This window comes from Clostridium oryzae (genome assembly GCF_002029235.1).
Classification (GTDB): Bacteria; Bacillota; Clostridia; order Clostridiales; family Clostridiaceae; genus Clostridium_AE; species Clostridium_AE oryzae.
The window spans coordinates 1-22,322 of sequence record NZ_MZGV01000062.1; the positions used below are offsets into that span (position 1 = coordinate 1).

General features: G+C 33.2%; 18 protein-coding genes. 7 read left to right on the top strand and 11 right to left on the bottom strand.

The genetic code is table 11. The annotated features are described in order from the left end of the window. Positions 1 to 103 precede the first annotated feature (103 nt). Entirely contained in the window at positions 104 to 301 is a 198-nt protein-coding gene (locus tag CLORY_RS18595) for a DUF6465 family protein (RefSeq protein ID WP_079427296.1), read from the top strand. 33 nt (positions 302 to 334) lie between these two features. After that, entirely contained in the window at positions 335 to 931 is a 597-nt protein-coding gene (locus CLORY_RS18600; RefSeq protein ID WP_079427298.1) for a M15 family metallopeptidase, read from the top strand. Positions 932 to 1,137: 206 nt separating this feature from the next. On the opposite strand, the gene CLORY_RS18605 is transcribed toward CLORY_RS18600, so the two are convergent. From CLORY_RS18605 to trpS, 3 genes are read right to left on the bottom strand one after another with little or no spacing between them, the layout of a single operon-like run. Further along, complete coding sequence (locus CLORY_RS18605; protein WP_079427300.1) at positions 1,138 to 2,916, bottom strand: aminopeptidase P family protein; 1,779 nt, start codon at positions 2,914 to 2,916, stop codon at positions 1,138 to 1,140. 1 nt (position 2,917) lies between these two features. Next, positions 2,918 to 4,024, bottom strand: a complete 1,107-nt coding sequence (gene eutH / locus CLORY_RS18610; RefSeq protein WP_079427302.1) for an ethanolamine utilization protein EutH — start codon at positions 4,022 to 4,024, stop codon at positions 2,918 to 2,920. A gap of 23 nt (positions 4,025 to 4,047) precedes the next feature. Continuing rightward, positions 4,048 to 5,079 (bottom strand): tryptophan--tRNA ligase, encoded by a 1,032-nt coding sequence (trpS, locus tag CLORY_RS18615; RefSeq protein ID WP_079427304.1) that lies wholly within the window; start codon positions 5,077 to 5,079, stop codon positions 4,048 to 4,050. Between the two features lie 557 nt (positions 5,080 to 5,636). On the opposite strand from trpS, the gene CLORY_RS18620 reads away from it, so the two are divergent. The 3 genes from CLORY_RS18620 to CLORY_RS18630 are packed head-to-tail and all read left to right on the top strand — an operon-like array spanning position 5,637 to position 9,094. After that, a complete protein-coding gene (locus CLORY_RS18620) occupies positions 5,637 to 6,638 on the top strand; it encodes a phosphotransferase family protein (protein WP_079427306.1) in 1,002 nt (333 codons plus the stop codon). Positions 6,639 to 6,656: 18 nt separating this feature from the next. Next, complete coding sequence (locus CLORY_RS18625; RefSeq protein ID WP_079427308.1) at positions 6,657 to 7,982, top strand: MATE family efflux transporter; 1,326 nt, start codon at positions 6,657 to 6,659, stop codon at positions 7,980 to 7,982. A gap of 44 nt (positions 7,983 to 8,026) precedes the next feature. After that, entirely contained in the window at positions 8,027 to 9,094 is a 1,068-nt protein-coding gene (locus tag CLORY_RS18630) for an AraC family transcriptional regulator (RefSeq protein WP_169911683.1), read from the top strand. 47 nt (positions 9,095 to 9,141) lie between these two features. Here CLORY_RS18630 and CLORY_RS23415 read toward each other — a convergent pair whose 3' ends face one another. From CLORY_RS23415 to CLORY_RS18645, 3 genes are all read right to left on the bottom strand, one after another. Continuing rightward, complete coding sequence (locus CLORY_RS23415; RefSeq protein WP_169911684.1) at positions 9,142 to 9,309, bottom strand: aspartyl-phosphate phosphatase Spo0E family protein; 168 nt, start codon at positions 9,307 to 9,309, stop codon at positions 9,142 to 9,144. Between the two features lie 398 nt (positions 9,310 to 9,707). Then, positions 9,708 to 10,727 (bottom strand): SDR family oxidoreductase, encoded by a 1,020-nt coding sequence (locus tag CLORY_RS18640; protein WP_079427314.1) that lies wholly within the window; start codon positions 10,725 to 10,727, stop codon positions 9,708 to 9,710. 147 nt (positions 10,728 to 10,874) lie between these two features. Continuing rightward, positions 10,875 to 11,153, bottom strand: coding sequence for a GNAT family N-acetyltransferase (locus CLORY_RS18645; RefSeq protein ID WP_079427316.1), 279 nt, complete (start codon positions 11,151 to 11,153; stop codon positions 10,875 to 10,877). A 152-nt stretch (positions 11,154 to 11,305) separates the two neighbouring features. Between CLORY_RS18645 and CLORY_RS18650 the strand changes: the two genes are divergently transcribed. After that, the gene (locus CLORY_RS18650; RefSeq protein WP_079427317.1) at positions 11,306 to 11,740 is read left to right on the top strand and encodes a hypothetical protein; all 435 of its coding nucleotides are present in this window, start codon (positions 11,306 to 11,308) and stop codon (positions 11,738 to 11,740) included. A 20-nt stretch (positions 11,741 to 11,760) separates the two neighbouring features. On the opposite strand, the gene CLORY_RS18655 is transcribed toward CLORY_RS18650, so the two are convergent. Continuing rightward, positions 11,761 to 12,927 (bottom strand): DUF4317 family protein, encoded by a 1,167-nt coding sequence (locus CLORY_RS18655; protein WP_079427319.1) that lies wholly within the window; start codon positions 12,925 to 12,927, stop codon positions 11,761 to 11,763. A 263-nt stretch (positions 12,928 to 13,190) separates the two neighbouring features. Here CLORY_RS18655 and CLORY_RS18660 point away from each other — a divergent pair, with 263 nt between their 5' ends. Next, positions 13,191 to 13,541, top strand: a complete 351-nt coding sequence (locus CLORY_RS18660; protein WP_079427321.1) for a four-helix bundle copper-binding protein — start codon at positions 13,191 to 13,193, stop codon at positions 13,539 to 13,541. 58 nt (positions 13,542 to 13,599) lie between these two features. Here the strand turns inward: CLORY_RS18660 and cls are convergent, their stop codons facing one another. The 4 genes from cls to CLORY_RS18680 all read right to left on the bottom strand — a co-directional run bounded on the left by cls (position 13,600) and on the right by CLORY_RS18680 (position 22,184). Then, positions 13,600 to 15,129, bottom strand: a complete 1,530-nt coding sequence (gene cls, locus CLORY_RS18665) for a cardiolipin synthase (RefSeq protein WP_079427323.1) — start codon at positions 15,127 to 15,129, stop codon at positions 13,600 to 13,602. A 191-nt stretch (positions 15,130 to 15,320) separates the two neighbouring features. Next, positions 15,321 to 16,496 (bottom strand): sensor histidine kinase, encoded by a 1,176-nt coding sequence (locus CLORY_RS18670; RefSeq protein ID WP_079427325.1) that lies wholly within the window; start codon positions 16,494 to 16,496, stop codon positions 15,321 to 15,323. Positions 16,497 to 16,676: 180 nt separating this feature from the next. After that, the gene (locus tag CLORY_RS18675) at positions 16,677 to 18,839 is read right to left on the bottom strand and encodes an MMPL family transporter (protein ID WP_079427327.1); all 2,163 of its coding nucleotides are present in this window, start codon (positions 18,837 to 18,839) and stop codon (positions 16,677 to 16,679) included. Positions 18,840 to 19,103: 264 nt separating this feature from the next. Continuing rightward, positions 19,104 to 22,184: an MMPL family transporter gene (locus CLORY_RS18680; protein ID WP_079427329.1), complete on the bottom strand. Its 3,081-nt coding sequence runs from the start codon at positions 22,182 to 22,184 to the stop codon at positions 19,104 to 19,106. Positions 22,185 to 22,322 lie beyond the last annotated feature (138 nt).

Consider the following 22,322-nt stretch of genomic DNA (forward strand, 5'->3'; position numbering starts at 1 on the left):
ATATAAAATTGTAAAAATAACTATTTTACTATAAAATAGAATTAATTTGATATATTTTCCATAGTAATATATAATAAAAAAAAAGATGTGGGGTGTTAAAATTATGAAAAATAATCTTTTTATACAGTTTAACAGCTACGAAGTTTCGGAAGATCATATTATTAAAGCATTAAAAGAGAACTGGTTAGCACAAGGTAAAAGGGTAAAAGACATGAAAAATGTAAGCATATACTTTAAGGTAGAAGATAAAACTGCTTATTGCGTAATAAACGGAAAAGAACATATTGACATAGCTTTATAATTCTCATTCTATAGAATAGGAGCCGCAGCAATAATGAAAACAACTGATGATTTTATTTCTTCACCTTCAACACAATCGACAAAAGATCTAGTGGTACTGACTTCACTAGATAATGATTTTATCCTAGATTTGCGATATGCCACTGACAATAATTTTACTAGCCAAAAAATATATCCTTCGGATATATGTATATTAAGAAAAAACACAGCACTTAAACTAATAAAGGCAAAAAATAAGCTTAGAACCTTAGGCTACAAAATTAAAATATGGGATGCATATAGGCCGCTATATGTTCAGAAAATATTTTGGGATATAGTTCAAAATGAAGATTTTATAGCAAATCCATACAAAAACGGTTCTATACATAACAGGGGATGTGCTGTAGACCTTACACTCACTGATAAGAATTTTAATGAAATTGTTATGCCCTCTAGTTTTGATGATTTTACAGAAAAAGCACATAGGGAAAATCCGCATATGTCCAAGGAAGCTAGAAAAAACTTGCAGCTCCTTACCGATATAATGCTTGAAAGCGGATTCTACTCACTTGATACAGAATGGTGGCACTATGTGGACTCTGACTATAAGAATTACAATCTAGAAAATATTTCACTTGAATTGTTTGCATAGTGAAGTATTGACATAAGAATTCAGTCCTGCTGGATTCTTATTGTATATTTACCAAACAAAAAAGGAGTTAGAGGAAATTAACAATATTTTCTAACTCCTTTTTTGTCCTATGTATAGGAATTTATAGAATTTTGCATTTCATATTACATAAGTTAAATGATAGCAGCTGGTATTTTTAAACTACTAGGGATTCTCTTTTTTACTTGCTAAATCATTCTTGTTTCATTTGCAAGCCACTTTTTCTCTTCCTCGTTAAGATATGGTGACAGTTTCTCATAAGTAGCTTTATGATAGTCATTAAGCCATTGCTTTTCATCTGCAGTAAGCATATTAACATCTACTGCATCCAAATCTATAGGACAATATGTTAAATCTTCAAATTTCATAAATTGTCCAAACTCATTTTTTTCAGCTTTTACTACTACTATCATATTTTCAGTCCTTATACCATGTTTGCCTTCTTTGTATATTCCAGGCTCATTAGTAACTACCATATTCTCTTCAAGAATTATTTCATTACCCTTAGAGCTTATTCTGTGTGGTCCTTCATGAACACTTAAAAAATATCCTACTCCATGACCAGTGCCACACTTATAGTCAAGACCATATTTCCAAATTGGTGCTCTAGCAAGTATATCTATCTTATAGCCTGTAGTACCATAAAGAAATTTTGCCGACCCTAATGCGATATGGCTTTTAAGTACTAGGGTAAAATCTCTCTTTTCTTCTTCTGTAAGTTTTCCAAGCACTATAGTTCTAGTTATATCTGTAGTCCCTGTATAGTATTGTCCGCCTGAATCCACTAAAAGGAATCCTTCCGGCTTAAGTTCAGTATCACTGTCTTTATCTGCCTTATAATGCATCATTGCTGCATTTGCCTTGTATCCAGCAATCGTATCAAAACTTAGCCCCGCATAATTATCAAGCTGTGATCTAAAGACTTCAAGTTTATCTGACGCAGATATTTCAGTAACTTTTTCTTTACCTATTGATGATTTCAGCCATTTAATAAATTTAACCATTGCTACACCATCATTTATCTCACACTGCCTCAAATTCTCTATTTCTACATCATTTTTAACGCCTTTAAGCTGAGTCGTATAATTATCCTCTTCAATTTTACTAGCCTTTTTGTTGATTTTGCTATACAGATATGCATTTGTAACTTCTGGGTCAAGAATAACAGCAGTACCTTCCTTGATATCCTCTAACATCTTTTCAAGCTCGTTATCATTTTTTATTTGTATGCCATCATTGATTAGTTCATCTTTTGCCTTATTCACTAGTTTATTTTCATCGATAAATAGATAACAATTTTCTTTAGTTATAAAAACGTTAGATATTATTACTGGTGTGTCAGCTACATCATTTCCTCTTATGTTAAGCAACCATGCTATATCATCTAAAGATGTAAGAAGATAATATTCTGCCTTCTTCTCTTCCATATGCTTTCTAACTTGTGCAAGCTTATCATTTCTCGACTTTCCCGCAAATTTAACTTGAAGCGAAAATGCCTTGCTATCAGGTAATGCAGGTCTATCTTTCCATAGCTTACCTATAAGATCTTTATCCATCTTTATAGATATATTTTTACACTTAAATTCATTCTCCATCTCTTTGACCATAGATACAGAAAAAACATTACCATCAAAGCCAACACAACTATTTTCATTGAGTGCATCTGCAAGCCATTCTGTATATGTTGGCACACCATAATCTGCTGCTCTAAAAAGCTTCATTCCTGATCCGCTTATCTGTTTTTCAGCCTGAATATAATACCTTCCATCTGTCCATAATCCAGCACTATCCTTAGTTATAACTGCTGTTCCAGCAGAACCCGTAAACCCTGATATCCACTGTCTGCATTTCCAATGATCTGCAACATATTCACTATGATGATCATCAAAACTAGGAACTATGTATGCATCCATATTATTTTCTTTCATTAATTCTCTAAGTTTTTCGATTCTCTCTTTTACTTCCATGCTAATCCTCCACTTCTAAAACTTTATTAACTGAATGAGCGTTATAATAAAAGATTACAAAAATAACGCTAAATATTGCTGACGTAAATTTTGCAACAAAATATGCTCCAATCATCTCTGGAGCTACACCTGCTACAAAACCAAACTGTCCGCCAAATACAAAAGCTCCGCTAATAGCAAGAGCACCACATAAAACTTTACCCTTGGGATTCATATTCTTATAATCTCCAAATATAAGAAGGTTAGTTGCAAGATTTCCAAAGATTCCTGCAACTGCAGCAGAATTAACTTCTAACATATGCCCTAACTTATCAAAACTATTTTTGAATATTCTACTAATAAATTCCAGCATAGGATAAGCACCTGCTAACACCAATGCTATTTTACAAACTACAGCTGCAGACTTAGAAATAGGTACCATATCTTTAATAAGTTTTATATTAAACGTTATATAAATTCCTTGCAATATAATACCGAAAATACTTACCGCAACAATAAATTTACCAAACACTCCGAAAAGCTTCATAGTTACTTCCGGTGCTTTAATAAGTGCGAATGCTAACACAAGTATAACCATAAATATAGGTATCATATTAAACAAAAGATACCCAATATTTATTCGTTGAAAAATTCCAGCAGCAACACATCCAATAGGGATTGTTATAATACCTATTAAAATACCTTCTGAAAAGCAGCGAAATTCCTCATCTGAAAGATCTGAAAGCATGCCTAAAGCCACTGGAATACTAAAACTTATAGATGCTCCCAGTGTAGAAGCTACGATTACTCCTGAAAATAGTGCTATAACTCTGTGATGCGAAATACTTCCAGCTATCTGATACCCTCCCATATCTACTGCTAAAAATGAAGATGTAATTATAGAAGGGTCCATTCCAATTTTCTTACACGCAGGGATAATAGCAGCTGACAACAAATCTGATATGAAAGGTGCCATTGAATATATTCCAATCATACCAAGAGCTAAGGCTCCCATCGTCTTAATACCCTCTTCAAATTTATGGCCAAGCTTAAGAGGGCTTCCTATTATATAATCAATGCCGCCTACTATAAAAAACATTCCTATTATATAGGATACTATTTTATTCATACAATATCGCCTAAATATTATTTTTAGGCGTTAAACATCCCTCTAAAATATTCAAGTCCTATGGCACAACGAACTTCATCGAGAGTTTTTGCAGCTACCTGTCTAGCTACATTACTTCCGTCAAATAGCATTTTGTACACCTGAGGCAAATCCTTAGCAAATTCTTCTCTTCTCTTTCTTATTGGTTCCAATTCAGCCTGAAGCACTTCGTTTAAATATCGCTTAACTTTTACGTCTCCGAGACCGCCTCGCTTATAATGATCTTTCATCTCCTGAAGAATTTCCTTATCACTGCAGAATGCATCTAAATATATAAATACGGGATTATTCTCTACTTCACCAGGATCTTCAACCCTTATATGATTTGGATCTGTATACATGCTCATGACTTTCTTTTTAATAGTATCAGCATCATCTGAAAGATATATAGCATTATCTAGAGATTTACTCATTTTTGCCTTTCCGTCTGTGCCCGGAAGTCTGCTGCATACACTTTCTTCAGGTATTATTGCCCTAGGCTCTACTAAAATATCGCCATATAGGCTATTAAAAGTTCTTACAATCTCCCTTGCCTGCTCTATCATAGGTTCCTGATCTTGGCCCACAGGAACTACAGATGCTTTAAAAGCAGTAATATCTGCGGCCTGACTTACTGGATATATAAAAAAGCCTGCTGGAATACTCTTATTAAAATTTTTCTGTTTAATCTCCTCTTTGACAGTAGGATTTCGTTGAACCCTTGCCACTGTTACAAGATTCAAATACTGCATGGTAAGTTCATTTAATTCAGGTATCTGAGACTGTACAAATATTGTTGATTTAGCAGGATCTAAGCCTACAGCTAAATAGTCTAATGCAACTTCTATAAGACTGTTTCTTATTTTCTGAGGATCCCTTGCATTATCTGTAAGCGCCTGTTGATCCGCAACCATTATATATGTCTCATACTTTCCTGTGTTCTGCAACTGAACTCTATTTTTCAACGAACCTACATAGTGACCTAAATGCAGTTTACCCGTAGGTCTGTCTCCTGTTAATATAATTTCTTTTTCCATTTCTAGCACCCCTTAGTAAATGATGTATATATAAATCATATGACCTAAGTCATATATTGATGGACAACTAATCATAGCTGGCATAAACCCTATTTAAAAAAACTCCATCCTAAACAAATAGGACGGAGTTATATCCGTAAGCCACCTAAAATGCAATAAAAATTCATAGACATTCTTCCGAGCCCCATTCATTTCATGTATCCTATCAGGTTCCCAGCTCTCCTAATTCTCTTTGAGGAATCTATGAAATTACTATCTCTCTTCATAAGAATATACTATTAAATTAGTTACTTAATTTTTGTCTTTTATAATATAAAGTATATTGCTATTTTTTTCTTGTGTCAATGACCATTATGCATTTACAGTTTATATAAATTGTCTCTAGAAAACAGTTGCATTTCTGCAGCACATTCTAGTTAAAAATAAACAGACAATTTTAGACTAAAGTAAGCTTTGAGGATAATATAGGTTAGATTAGAGGATTGCATTATCCCTAGGAGAAAATACAATGGTATTAAACACAATAAAGTAAGAGAATACATAAGGAGGATAAGGCAATGAAAAGCATAACTAAAAACCTGTTGTCAGACGAACAGATTAATAAATTAGTTAAGGTTAACTTTGGTGACAGTTGTCAGGTTGGAATGATACAGCAATTAAAGGGAGGTATGTTTAACTCGGCATACCTTATTGAGCGTTTGAATGAAAAGGATAATATAGTATTGAAAGTCTCAGTAGCAGAAGGAACTCCTGTTTTGTCCTATGAGAAAGCAACAATGTATACGGAAGTTGAAGTCTATAAAATGCTGACACAGCAAACATCAATCCCGATACCAAAGCTGCTTGCCTATGATTTCAGCCGAAAATATATTTCAAGTGATTATTTTTTCATGACGGCCTTAAAGGGTCGAACAATGGCGAAAGTAAAACTTACTAAAGATAATAAGGACAGTATTATGAGAGAGCTGGCGGGATATTTCGCGCAACAGCATCAGATTAAGGGTGAATACTTCGGCTATTTTACACAGGATGAAAAATATCATTTTCCTACTTGGAAGGATGCTTACCATCATATGATTGATATGATTTTAAAAGACGGAAAGGCTTACGGGCTTAAGCTGCCCTATGAGAGATATAAAAAAATACTGAAAGAAAAGGGACAATATCTTGAGCAGGTAAAAAAACCAATTCTTGTAAATTACGATCTGCATCCTGGAAACATTTTTCTAATAAAACAGGGAGATAAGTATGTAATAGAAGGTATTGTTGACTTTGAAAGAGCTTATTGGGGCGATCCATATGCAGACTTTCCAGCAGCTTTTCTTATGACGGATGATATCACTAAGAAAGAAAATTTTTGGAAGGCTTATAAAGAGTTAGCTAATATTAATCATGATATTAACAAGGAAGAAAAAATCAGATTATTGATGTACCGTCTATACATATATACCATAATGTGGGTAGAGGTATATCGCTATAACTTTCCATATTCTATGCTTCAGAAATTTTTCAGTAGAAAAGTAGCACTGAAATGTCTTGACACGTTGGACGAGCTATAGAACTAGGAGGAGAATCTGATGGAAGAAAAAAATGGTGTCATGCTAGGCGAAGCTCCGATTGGAAAACTTATTTGGAATATGTCAATTCCTTCAATCATTGGAATATTATTATATAATATGTATAATATCATTGATATAATTTATATTTCTAGAGGGATTGGTGCTTATGCAGCTGGGGGACTAGCGATAACTTTTCCGCTTTTTATCTTGTTATCTGCCATCAGCAGTACTATATGTTCAGGAGCTGCTTCAATCATATCAAGAGCTCTAGGAACAAATGACATAGGAAAAGCAAGTAAAGTCGTTGCAAACACGTTCGGTTTATTTTGGACAATTGCTTTGTTAATTACTGTATTGGGATTAATCTTTCTTAAGCAACTGCTGTATTGTATGGGAATAACAGATAACCTGATGCCTTATGCAAAAGATTATACGAGAATAATACTTCTTGGCGCTGTAACCAGTACAGGTTTTTCAAACTTAATTCGAGCGGAAGGCAGCAGCAAATATGCAATGTATCAATGGGTCATTCCGATTTCAGTCAATATTATACTTGATCCAATTTTCATCTTCGCCTTTGATATGGGGATTAAAGGTGCAGCAGCAGCAACAGTTACAGCTCAAAGTATCTCGGTATTTCTATGCCTTTACTATTTCTTTTTCTCCGGTAAAACACAGTTAGTAATCAAATTGAAAGATTTTATTCCAAATATTAAAATTTTAGAAGAAATTATAGAAATTGGGCTGCCTTGCTTTATTCAGATGGCAAGTCAAAGTTTTTCAATAATCATGATTAATCAAATACTCCGGCGTAACGGCGGAGATATTACAATCAGCACCTATGGTATTGTCAGCAAAATTACAACGTTTCTGATTATTCCGCTTCAAGGTATCTTGCAGGGAGTGCAGCCGATAATCGGATATAACTATGGAGCGGGCAGAAAACATCGGGTTAGTGAAACATTGAAACGATCCACAGTAATTTCAGGCAGCTATGGTGTCTTAATATCCTTATCCTTGTTTGCATTATCCGATAAATTGATGTATTTATTTAGTGCAGATGCAGAAATCATTCACATCGGATCTAAAATTCTTAGGATAACTTGTCTAGGGACAGCTTTTTCTGGAATGCAAATGATGCACACAGCATACTTTCAGGCGGTAGGTAAATCCAGAACATCCTTGGTATTATCCATATTCAGTGGTATTCTATTCTTGATACCCTTGATGATGCTTTTTCTCATATTATTGGGGTTGAACGGTGTATGGTATTCTTTTCCCGTTTCAGCTATAATAGCACTAGGCATTTCATCTGCTTGTATCATATTCGGGAGAGAAAAGTAAAAGGTAAGCTGAATATTAATCATGTACAGGAATGGAGATTTACTATGATAAGAGAAAAAGAACTTCTGGCATTAATGAAACATCAAGAAGAAATCATCCGAAGCAGAGCTAATACAAACATTCGTCAAATGTTGGAAGAGGAGTTTGTTGTAAGTAATATATTTTCTAGATATTTGGACTATATTGAAAAGTGTAAGATTAAGGATAAAACCATAGATTTAATCGAAATGATGAACAAAACTGAAGCTCCAATTAAGAAAACAGTAGATTTTGATATCAGCAAACAAGATTTTACTTGCCCAATGTATCTACACAGGCATACCTATATAGAACTGGATTATGTTTATAAGGGAAGCTGTAATTATTATATCAATAATGAAAATCGGATAATCTGCCTGAAAGAAAAACAGATGTGTATTGTAAACCAGAATATTATTCATGGGATTGAGACCTTCAGTGAGGATGACATTATAATAAAATGCATGATTCCATTTCAGTATATTGAAATGGATCCTACAAACGAAATTGGGCAGGACATAACCATAAAAAAATTTCTGATGCAAGCATTGAATGAAAATCTAACGAAAGCTTCCTATCTAGTTTTTAATATAATAGATGCTGAATCGATGTTAGAGATTATGTATCATCTTTTTTTTGAATTTAGTAGCCAGAGAATGGGATGGAAGCAATCAGTTAGAAATTATTTATCACTTCTCTTTCTACATCTGATGCGAATCCCGAAAGAGGATATCTGTATCGCAAAGGAAATTGAGGAAGAAAATCTAAGCATCACGAAGATTCTTAACTACATTCAGAAAAATTATCAGTATATTACATTAAAGGATATTGCAAATGATCTGCATTTTAATGAAAATTATTTAAGCCGAATGATTAAAGAAAAAACCCAGCATAATTTTCGTGATCTTGTATGCCAGACCAGATTAAAGGAAGCAGAAAAACTGCTTCTAAATACGAAGTTATCAGTAGCCCAGATTGCTGTAAAAGTTGGTTATCATAAGCCAAATTTCTTTTATAAGTTATTTAAAGAACATTACGGAGCAACCCCGACGGAGTTTAGAATGACAGGTACTCTAAAACAGAATGATAAGTGAATTATGTGTCAATTGCTTTGGCATGTCTTTGATCTTATCATTAAATTCTATTTCTCTACTTTCTTCATGTATTCTAATATAAGTTCATCTAGCTGCTGGCTAATATCCAAAATTTCATTCTGATAATCTTTGCTCTCATCGTCCAGTGATAATTTTGCATTCAGCTTGTCCCTCATATTTTCAATTTTATCCTTTAATTTACGTTTTCTTATCATATGTACCTCATATATAAACAATTTGTTTATTAAACAAATTATAACATTTGTTTGATAATGTAAGCAGCACATCGGGCACTCTGAAATCAATTTCATATAGGTATAAAGTTGCAAATATGCGCTTTTATCGCTTATTATAACATGTAAAGCGAATTTCTTTCTTCATTATGATAAATAAGTTTCTATCTAAATTTAAGCACCAAGTACAGTATTAATAGTACTTGTATACTTTATATATTCGTTTAGGATTCGCGTTTCTAAATACAATATTATTTTATTTGTTTATAATAATTTTTAAGTACATAAAAATAAAAAAACATATAATTCATAAGCGGCGCATAATCATGCCAGACATTTTATTCTAGTCATAAAGATTATACGCCTCTTTTTTAACAATTCTATTTATTAACTTGCTCGACTGCATTATTCAATGCTTCAACAACTTTATCACACCATTTATCAAATTCTAAATCTTCAATCTGACGCTCAGGATGTTCCAAAACATATTTTACAGATTTTCTTATACCCTGATCCAACCTTGTGGTAGCTGTAAAACCAGGTACTAATCGTTTTAACTTACTATTATCAAACACTACAGAGTTAGCCTTATCTCCTATTAAGCTTCCTCTAAAATCCTGGGTACTGCATGCATCGAGAAAAGCCGAAGAAACATAAAACGGATTTAATTTAACTCCAAGTGCATCAGCTATAATCTGATATATCTGATTCCATGTTAACGTCTCATCAGAAGTTATCTGAACGGCTTCACCGACTGCATGTGCATTTCCCATAAGGCCGACAAAACCTTTTGCAAAATCACTGTTATGTGTCATTGTCCAGAGCGATGTACCATCTCCATGGATAAGTACTGGTTTTCCTATTAGTATTCTCTTTATAACCTGCCAACTTCCTTTTGTTCCATGAACACCAACAGGAACAGATCTTTCATCATAAGTATGACTAGGTCTAACAATGGTAACCGGAAACCCTTCCTCCCTGTACATTTTCATCAGATACTCTTCACATGCAATTTTATCTCTTGAATACTGCCAATACGGATTGCTGAGCGGCGTTCCTTCATTAATTATATAATTTGCCAGTGGTTTCTGATAAGCAGAAGCAGAACTTATACAGATATACTGCTTAGTTTTACCATTAAACAGCCTATAATCCCTCTCAACTTGTTCCGGTACAAATGCTATAAAGTCTGCCACAACATCAAATTTCATGTCCTTTAGAAGCTCTTTTGCCTTATCTTCATTATTAATGTCGCAAGTGATAAACTTTGCATTAGTACCTTCAAAATCGTTAACACGGGTTGCTCGATTAAGTAAATAAAGTTCCCATCCCTGCTCAATAAGCAATCTTGAGATTGCCATGCTTATAGTTCCTGTCCCACCTATCAATAAAGCTCTCATTGCTATTCCTTCCCTTCAATCTAAGAATCTATTTTAAATATATTATTCTATATGTAATAATATTTTGTCAATGTAGCATATTATACTTCTGTATTTTCGGCAGAACAATTTGTGCATTACCTAATAGTCTGCGAACACCTAATTAGTTTAGGATTTAAATAATACATCGCTGTATTCAGGTTTATCTATAAATTCATTTTTTGCAAACCAGCATGCTGGAATTATCTTTTTATTTTCCTCTCTAGCAAAATCAACTACCTTTTTAACCAGACATGCAGCAATACCTCTCCCCCTCAATTTAGGTGCTACATATGTATGATCAATTACAATAGTATTTTTGTCCTGATTAACATATGTGATTTCAGCTACTGAACGCCCTTCATTATCTGTTATATAAAATTCATTTTTGCCCTTTTCAATATCCATATTAGCTTTTCTCCTCTCAAATATTAGTTATATTATCAATTTATTTAATCTCATTATATTTTATTTTTTTCCTCATAGAGAGTTTTTTTATACACGTAAATAAGCATAATAATTATAGTTAATTAAAACGGATTGATGAGGAGATGATTTAGATGATTAAAAAATTAGCAACTGTTGTACTTATTTTTCTATTTTTATTTTCTAATACGCTAGATTTAAATGCTAGAGAAGTTAGATACATTGAGATTTTTGATCCAACACAAAACAAGGTCGTAAAGGTTGTTGAGCCAACTGCTGAAATTCAAAATATAATTACTGGCTGGATTACACACATACAAGGGATATATGGCAAGAATGATCCCGTTACAGACGATGGGTATGCACTAAGAGTTCCATTGAATCCGTCCGTTTCCGTACACAATAAATGGGTAAATGCCATTATTAATGAAATATATATTATAATTCCTGAAACTGAGCCGCCATTTTTTATAATTTTTGAGGCTGAAAATAAGCTATGCTGTTATCCATTTAACGGAGATATCGATCAGTTATCGAGCATGCTTAATTTCAAATTATACAAAAAATAGAAAGTGGCGCTCTCCACTTTCTATATTTCCCCAATTGGGATTTCAAAGCCATCAATGACAACTTCATCGTTTAGCTCAATTAAAAGACAAGTGTTTCCGTTACTATCTTTAACTTTTCTAATATTTTTTAGTTCCTTAGGAGCTATTGATAAACTTATGTCTTCTGTAGATATCTTTATTGATTTTGTATCCATAACTGGAACGATATTTTGAACCTTAAACTCATAATTTATATCGCCGATAACTTCATTGTAAGCTTCTTCTACGCCATCAACATCTTCTATTCCGCTTTCTTCCAGTACTTCCTTCACATCAGCAGCACTTACTACAGGAACTTCACTCTCTTCCTCTGTATCGTTAAGCTTCTCTGACAATTTTTCGTATATACACTGCATAGTCTCAGGTGCTATTTTCTCACCAACTACAGTTTTCAGCACACCGACAAACTCTTCTTTTTCCTGCTGAGCAGTCTTTTTTAATCCACAATCAAGCAATCCCTTAACAAAATTTTCATTTATTTCTTTCGGTTTGTCTGTATAATACATAACTTTATTCGCATCAGCAGAATTATTATTAAAAGCAGGAAACATAAATCCATCCAATGGAGAATTTAAATTAATTGTAAAATCTAGCGCTGTGCTGGCTTTAAATTCTCTTTCTATGTAATCAAATTTCAACGTCTTCTTTGGCGGCTCAATTTTATTTATGCTGCACATCATAAATTGAAAAGCAAACACACTATCATCTTTAGCTTCTTCAGCTTCTTCATTTCTTCTTTTGCTAGCACCCTTCCAATACTCTGCCTTTATAAATGTAATTACAACATCCGTTTCATATTTGTAGTTTTCAGCGATTTTATTAACTATTTTATCTGTTTCTTCCCTAAACGTATCTCTATCATTATTTACAGCGGAATAAAGGATATTTTGAGTATTATCTTCATCATCTATATTTACAAAATCCAATTCAAAAAGTTTTGTATCTAACGCTCCAGATAGTATCTTCTTAAAATTTTTCAAGTACAATTCCTGTTTTTCACTATCCATACTGTCAAAATATTCAAACTGAGAATGAATAATTTCTTGGTTGTCCTTCTTTAAGTAAACACTATATATATCTGATATTTGAAGCATCGTATTATCAGCTTTTAATTCTCTTCTTATGCCCGCTAAATCCTGCTTATTCATCTATAACTCCCTCACTTTATATAATTAGTTCTAGAATTATTATATTATATGGAAAGCAGTAAGTCTATTTTTATCCTATTGAATTTTCTGCAAAAAGATTATGGCAAACGCTGATTCCAATGTCATAACCTCCATTAAAACTAATTATTTAGAATAATTAATTTCATTCAAAATGTCTTCGAATACTAAAAACAGAATGCATAAAAACTAATTCTTTTACTTATAATAAACATTGTTTTATAAGTAGAAAGGAAGTGTTATTAATGGCCGGAGCAACAATGGTTGCAAATAAATATCAGGCATGTATCGACGCTTGTGAAAAATGCGCTCAGACTTGTTACGAATGTTTCGAAGCATGCATTAATGAACCTGACTTAAACACTAGAAGAAATTGTGTAAAAATGCTTATTGAATGTGCAAGAATATGTGAAACATCTGCTGCACTTATGTCAATGAATGGGATGCTTGCAATTGAACAATGCAAAATGTGCGCTGACATTTGCGACTCCTGTGAAAAAGAGTGCCGCTTGTATCAAGATGAGCATTGTCAAAAATGTGCAGATGTATGCCGCATATGTGCAAGTGAATGCAGAAGAATGATAGATATGCAATAATCAAATAAAGCTATAAACTCAGAAAAGTGATGATTTATTTATAACCATCACTTTTCTTCTAACAAAGGGGAGCAAATATCCTGAGTACTGCATCAAATAATTTTCCAAATAGTCCTTGTCTGCAATCTCTAGATTTAACTTCCCTACTATTTTTTACTGTATCAAGTGCATCTTGCTTTAAGTCCATAATAGATGCACTGCGGTATAGAAAAGTTCCGCATTCGAAATGTAAATGCATGCTTCGGTAGTCCATATTCACTGTTCCAACAACAGCATATTGGTCATCGCATACATAACTTTTCGCATGAATAAACCCAGCGGTATATTCATATATTTTAACACCTGCATTCAAAAGAGGTGGATAATTAGAACGCGTAAGCCTATTCACTATCTTTTTATCTGGTATACCAGGTGTAACTATCCTTACATCGACTCCTCTCTTAGCTGCCATGCATAAAGCTGACCTCATTTGGCTGTCAACAATGAGGTACGGAGTAAAAATATAAACATATCGTTTTGCCTGAGCTAAAATTTCTATATATATATTTTCTCCAACCGTTTCATGATCTAAAGGTGAATCCGCATATGGTTGTATGTATCCATCTGATTTAAATGTATTTTCAGCACAATAATTAGGCTTAAAACTTTCTAAATTATCACTGTTCTTGTGAAATGCATTCCACATTTCCAAAAACATAGATGTAAAGCTCCATGCTGCATCACCTTTTAAACGCACACCAGTATCTTTCCAGTGTCCATACTTATTAATTTTATTTATATACTCATCGGCTAAATTAATTCCTCCATTAAATGCTGTATGCCCATCAATCACCATAATTTTTCTATGATCACGATTATTCATAAATAATGATATCAGCGGCTTGAATTGATTAAATGCCATACATTTAATGCCTCTTTTTCTCAGTTCTCTGCAGAAGCTCCTGGGCAGCACAAAAATAGAGCCTATGTCATCATATATTAGCCGTACGTCTACCCCTTCAGCTGCTTTTCTAGTTAAAATTTCTAATATTCCTTCCCACATTTCACCTTTGTCAATTATAAAATACTCAAGGAAAATAAAATGTTTAGCTTCCTCTAGTTCCTTAAGCATATCGCTATACATAAGCTCACCAAGAGGATAATAGGTCGCTGCTGTATTCTTGTAAGCTGGGTAAGTACTTTTATTTTGAAGATATCTGCACGTTCCCATTGCTCGCTCATCGATATCACCTATTTCCTTAAGAACACTTTCATCAACGTTCATGAATTCCATTAATTTTTCATGTTCTTTATTCAAACGAAACTGTACTCTTTTAGATGGACCTGCATTTCCAAAAAATACATAGAAAAGACCTCCAAATAACGGTAAGGCCAAAATAAGTGTAATCCATCCAATTTTATATGCAACATCTTCTTCTTTTCCGATAATATACAGAACAATAATAATACTTAATGTAGAGAATCCTGCACTAATCCAAGCAGAATAGCTTGTAAGCTTCATTAAAAAAAGTATAAACCATGTAAATTGAATAATAATTAATACTGTTGTTATCAATACCCGTTTAGTTATAATCTCAAGCAGCCTCATGTGTTGTTTACCTCCGCGCAGAATGTTTTACATAAAAGAACTTAAAACTTATATTAATTTTATACTATACTTTTCATTTAGTAAACACATCAAGCAGCTGCTTTGCAGTTATCATAAAATAAACAGTATACAGCTGAACAGTTATATCTCTACCGTCCCTATTTTATATAAATTAAACCGCTGTCCTACTGTCAAGGTATTGGTATAATGATATTTATATTTGTACCCAATTTTCTTTTACTCTCTATATTAATCTCTCCACTAATTGCTCCTACCCTTTCAGTTATTCCCTGTATTCCAAAATGTCCGGCCGATTTATCAATAATCCTAGTATCAAAACCTATACCGTCATCCTTAATACCTATGCATATTTTATTATTATGCTCTATTATTGTAATAGTTACATCTTTTGCTTTTGCATGCTTTGAAATATTATTTAACGACTCCCTAACTATATATACTATGTTTTTAAAAATAACTAATGGCAATTCTGATTCAATTCTAATCTCAGCTGTTACAGAAGCATTTGATACAGTTCTGAATGCTGATATTTCATTTCTAACTAACTTAGAAAGGTCTTGCTCTTCTCTCTCATTAGATCTTAAATCATCTATGACATACCTCGCAGCTGCTAAAGTATCTCTAGCCCGCTTCATAGACTTTTCCACAATTTCTTGTGATTTTTCAATATTGTTATTATTTATATTTGTATTAACCGCTTCCAATTGCATTATGATACCTGCGACCCCCTGAGAAAGGGTATCATGCAAATCCCTAGCCATCCTCTGCCTTTCATTAACTAAAGTAAGTTCTTCAACTCTTTCATATGCTAATTCCAGCTTCTTTGAAATTTTCTGAGTCCGAATACGCAATTTTATTTGCTTAAGATAAATACCTGAAAAAATATACACTGAAATAGTAATTAGCACTAGTATTGGCATATACTTTAAAAAATTTTCCCATCCATCATACTTCGCAACAACTGAAAAAAATATTGCATAGTAGTAAAAAGCTGTAATAAAAACCTTTATACCGCTATAATATACTGTTATACTTTGAAAAATCAAAACGGGAATAAGTCCAATCAATATAAGCCTATATTCTCCAGGCATAATAACAGCACAGTTAAAAATAATTACTCCTTGTACAGTGAAATATAGCCAATAATTCTTTTTAAAAATTACGTTTAAAAATATATACATTAATATATGAACTATAATAGCTACTGTAAACCAAAATATTTTCTTTATGGATAACTCGTATGAAACCTGTGACAATATAGTAACTAAATATACTAAAATTATACCTACTACCACGGGAAATTTATACAAGCTACTTTCATCTGATAATTCAAAGTTACTTAGCAAAGTTATCACTGCCTCTCGGTTAAATTATTTTAAATTGAACCATTACAATAAAAAGCTACAATTATATATGCTAAATTTGTTTCTCGCTGTATCATCATAAATGGTTATAACATTCAAATCACTTGAATGTTATAACCTTAAAGAACCTAATACGCATCATTTTGTATGTTAAAAGAGACTCTATGCTGCACCTTCCTCCTTTGGAAGAGAATCACCTTCTATATCAAATTTAGGAAGAATTTTATCTAACCATTTTGGCATATACCAAGCTTTATTTCCTAATAGTGCCATAACTGCTGGTACAAAAGTCATTCTGACAATGAAAGCATCAAAGAATATACCAAAAGCTAAAGGAAGACCCATTGATTTAAGATTGATATCTCCATTAGTTGCAAAACTAGCAAAAACACTGATCATTATTAAGCCTGCGGCTGATACTACTGTCCCACCAAGTTTTATTCCTGAAGTTACTGACTTTTTAGCATCACCAGTCTTAGTATAATTTTCTCTCATTCGGCTTACTAGGAATACCTCATAATCCATTGCAAGTCCAAACAATATTCCAACTGCTATTATAGGAATGAAGCAAAGTATTGGTGCAGCTCTTGGTATTCCTAACAATTCTGCAAAGTTACCTTTATGCAAGGTTAATACTGCAAATCCCATTGTAGCACCAAGCGTCATTAAAAATCCTAAAACAGCTTTTATTGGTACTAATATTGACCTAAATACTATTGTCATTAATACAAATGCTAAGCCAAGTACAACTATTGCGAACTCAGGGAGTGCTTGAGCAAGTTTATCTGAAATATCTATGTTAACAGCTGTTGTTCCTGTTACCATGAGCTTAACATCATTTGTTTTCTCAGTATCACTCGATAGATTTCTAATATCCTTAACTAAATCTTTTGTTTTTTCATCATTTGGTCCACTCTTAGGAATTATATTAATAATTGCAATTTTTCCTGTCTTGTTAGGAATTGGCGGAGTCATTGATGCTATATCCGACAAATCCTTGATTTTATTAGCTGAATTCTGAATTGCTTTTTGTGAGTTACTACCGGCTTTTCTACCATCTACTACAACAACAAGCTTACCATTAAAGCCTTTTCCAAAACCTTCAGCTATAATGTCATAGCCTTTTCTCTCTGTAGAGTTCTTAGGCTTAGTTGCATTATCAGGTAGACCTAATTGCATGTCAAGAGCTGAATAAGATATTCCAACTGCTAGTAGTATAACTGCTAATATAATTATTACAGGATGCTTTGTTACAAATCTACCCCATAAATTTGATTCTTTATTTTTTTCTTTTACATTAGCTTTCTTCTTTTTACGAGGAGCAATATGCTTTCCAGTTAGACGTATTACTGCCGGTACTGCAGTAAGTGAAACTAGTATTACTGAGAATACCACAAACGCTGCTGCGAGACCCATAACTCCAAGGAATGGTACTCCGACTAATGATAGTCCACACAAAGCTATTATAACTGTTGTTCCAGCAAATAAAACTGAGCTGCCTGCTGTTCCCATTGCAAGCGCTAAAGCTTCCTTTATTTCATTTCCATCACTTACATTCTGACGGAATCTTGAAACTATAAACAAGGCATAGTCTATTCCTACTGCAAGTCCTACCATTGATGCAAGTGAGATAGATAGCGATGACATACTAAAAAAGTTGGTTGCAAGTATAACTCCCATTAAGCCTGCAGCTAATCCTATAAGTGCTGTTACTATCGGCAAACCTGCAGCGAGTAATGATCCAAATGTTATTACTAGTATAAAGAATGCTACTACAATACTTACTGCTTCAGAGGTTCCTTCTACTGTAGTACCTGATAATTTTACAGATCCTCCAAGTTCAGTCTTAATTCCCTTATTTCTAGTTATTTTCAAGCTATTTAAAACTTTATTCTTTGATGAATTTTTTACATCATCAGCTGGTACCTTATATGTAATATCTGCATAACCTATTTTTCTTGTACTATTTATTGTTCCAGTCTTATAAGGATCCGATACTGCTATTACTGCTTTGTCATTATCTTGGACCTTAGTTATAAGCTTATTCACAGCTTCTTTAACTGAAGTATCGTCAAAAGACTTCCCATCCTTAACTTTAAAAATTAACCTTATAGAACCTTGATCCTTTCCTTTTCCAAAAGCTTTTTGCAGAACCTTTCCAGCTTTTTCAGACTTTGTTCCTGGTATTGTCATATCCCCCTTGAAATTTATTCCTAGATTCAATGCTAAAGATGTCATAATTACAATGGCTAAAACCCAAAATGCTAAAACTCTTTTGGGTCTTTCATACACCCATTTTCCTAAATTATACAATAATTTTGCCACTTATAATCCTCCTTTATTACTTCAAATATTATTTTTAATCAACATTAAGCGCATTTTTATGATATAGTAATCTGTTAGCATCAACAATTGTACCTTAGGGAAAAATGGTCTCATACTTTTGGGCATGCCTTAAACTAACCTACAGTAAGCTTTTCTTTTATTTTATAAATACAAAAGCCGCTGTACATCTAACTATTAGTTAGTGCACGGCAGCAACTTTGGTTTTATTGCATAAAATGCATATAAATGATTTATTGAGTAAATTTATGCAGTTTTTTCTTTATAATCTAGATTTTTATCCTTCTTTAAAGTTAATTTTTTAATATAGTCTGGAACAGCAATCATCGCTGGTAAGAAAATAGGAAGTAGAATTAAGCACAATACTACTAGACCTGAAATAACCGCTGTGGCTAATTCGATTAATAGTATCATTCCTGAAGGTATCAGTGTAGCAAAAGTACCTCCAAGTATCAATACAGCCGACATTACAACACTACCTATATGTTTACAGGATTCAATTATAGCTTCTCTAGGAGACAAATCAGGATATTCCTTGTATCTCATCATTACAAATATGCTATAGTCAACTCCTAATGCCACGATTATTATAAAAGAGAAGAACGGTACAAAAGAAGAAATTCCTTCTAATCCATTAATATTAATAAAAGCGACATTTAATATAAACATTGCTGCATAATAAGCTCCCATAAGTGATGCTGTTATACAAATTGGTTCCCACAAAGATCTTGTCACAAGAATTAATACTAATAATACTCCAATTAGTACTATTACTGAAGTTCTGCTTAAATCTCTGCTTAAAACATTATTCATATCATCAGCTGTCGCACTTGGTCCGGATGCTCCAAACTTAGAACCTGAAAGTGCTGTGCCTTTAAGCGTACTTGCAACTGTTTTGTTGATTTCTTCTACTACCTTAGTAGCATCATTTGAATAAGGATCATACTTAAGTATGACACTTAACTTCGTAATTTTCTTGTTTTTTGTCATAAAATTCTTAAATACTTTTTTGAAATCCTTGCTTTCCAAGGCTTCTTTTGGAATAAATAAGGTTTTACTTGAATTAAGCTGATATAAGAAGTCATTAGTCTTGCCTAGTCCATTAGAAATCTGCTTTAATCCGTTGTTAACAGCTCCTAACTTTTTACCAAAAGTACTAAATCCATTTAGTCCATCCACAAGCTTCTGTTGACCTGATTTCATCTGTCCTAAGCCAGTACTTACCTTGTTCATATTGGTTGCTATAGTACCAATTCCAGAAGAAGTTTTTGTTAATCCGCTTTCTAATTTCTTTAATCCCTCTGACATCTGAGCTACTCCAGTACTCATTTTGGTTAGTCCCACGTTTGCTTTTCCAAAACCTCCAGTAAGAGCATTATAGTTCTTATTTAATGTGTTTATTCCTTCAGGAGTAACCTGTCCTAAAGATTTCGATAACTTATCAATAGTTGCTTTTAAAGCTAGATAATTTCGATCACTCTGTGAATTTGAATAACTCTTTCCTAAAGCATCTACCATTGGCTGCATCTGTGACAAAGCACTTTTTACACCAAGAAGTGCTTTTGCAATATCCTGATAGCTGCTGCCCATTTTAGAATAACCAGACTGCATCTTGTTATAGTTAGTTGATAACTCTTTTAAGCCGCCGCTAACCTTTCCAAGATTCACCTGAATTGTAGCTAATCCACTCGAAATACTTTGCGAACCCTTGGAACCATTTCCTATACCATTCTGAATCTGTTTCAATCCATCAGCCATGGCACCAACACCATTTTGAAGTTTTCCAGTACCATCAACCATTTTGCTAACCTTTGAAAAGTCAGCAGATCCTAGTTTGTCTGACGCTAATTTTAAGCCATCATTTATTTTATCAACACCGTCTTGAGTTTTTGATAAACCTTCTGCTACGGATTTTGTCTGACTATTAGTATAGAACCCTTTAATTTGTTTTGCCTCGGGTTGAGTTAATGACGATACTTTTTTAACACCTTTTATAGTTTTGAGTCTTTCAGTTAATTCATCAATTATTCTATAATATGCGTTACTATCCATAGGTTTCTTGCTTTTAATTACGACTGAAGTCGGCATAGCCTGGCCTCCGCCGAAATGATCTGCTATCAAGTTAAATCCCTTAGAAGAAGGGGCTTTATTTCCAAGTTCCTTAACTGTGTCAAAATCAAGCTTTGTTTGATGAAAATAAATAGTAGGTGCAATTATCACTAAAACAAGTAAGACTGAAATAATAGGATGTTTAGTTGAAACAGCTGATACAGTACCCCATAATTTATTTTCGCCATGTCCGCTTGCTTTCTTTGAAGGCCAGAAAATTTTATAACCAAGGGTCTTCATAGCAAAAGGAGTAAGGGTTAAAATTTCAAGTAACAGCATTGATACTCCTATAACTACAACAACACCTGATTGATAAATAGGTGATTCAGCAAGAGCTAGACTTAGGAAAGCAATAAATACAGTCAATATACTAAATGCTATTGTTTTACCTGCAGTTTTATAAGTTCTCACGATGGCATCATCAATAGTGTGCCCATTAGATAATTCTTCTTTAAATCTATTGAAAAGAAGTATGTTATAGTCGGTTCCTATACCGAAAAGTATAAGAATAAGAAGCATCTGTGTAAGGCTAGTAACTGGGAATCCCGCTTTATCGATCAATTGTGCCGCAATTCCCATAGATGTCATATATGAGAAAGCCACCGCTACTAAAGATATTAAAGGAGTAACTATAGATCTGAACATCAGCATAAGTACTCCAAGAATAAATATAACTGTTAATGCCGCGCTCTTCTCTACTCCCGCTTCAGATTTAGTCTGGTAATCGTAGTTTATAAAGTCTGATCCACTAAGATAATATTTTATGCCTACATTCTTTAATCTTTTATCAAACTGTTTTTTTATCTCTGGTACTTTCCTATCTTTTTTATCAAGTTTAAAGCTCACCATAAGTGTCGTTTTATCTTTTGAAATTAAAGAGCTTTTTGCATCGGGCATACTAAAGGGGTCAATCATTTTATTGATACCAAGTTCCTTCTTATCATCAGTAAGAGCTTTCACCCCATCTTCGATAGTTTCCATCTGGCTATCTGTAATTTTACTCTTATTATAGAAAATTATGATATCATCAGAGCCTTTAGTTTTATCCATCTTTTTTATTATTGAATCCGCAATTACTGATTTACTATCTGCGCTTAGAGCTTCCTGTCCCTTATTTTCAAGTATTGCATTTACATTAGGTTGAAATGCTGTTAGAAGTATAGCAGCAACAAGCCATACTATAAGTAAAGCCCAACGTGCTTTTATAATTTTTCTCATCTTATATTCCCCCTTGTATAATGTAGTCATAACATTCAATAGAAAACTGTCTTTATTAATTACGAACATTACAACTCATTTTTTTCTTATTATTCTTAAAATCTTTACCCTATAGGGTATTTGTTTCTACTCTAACTT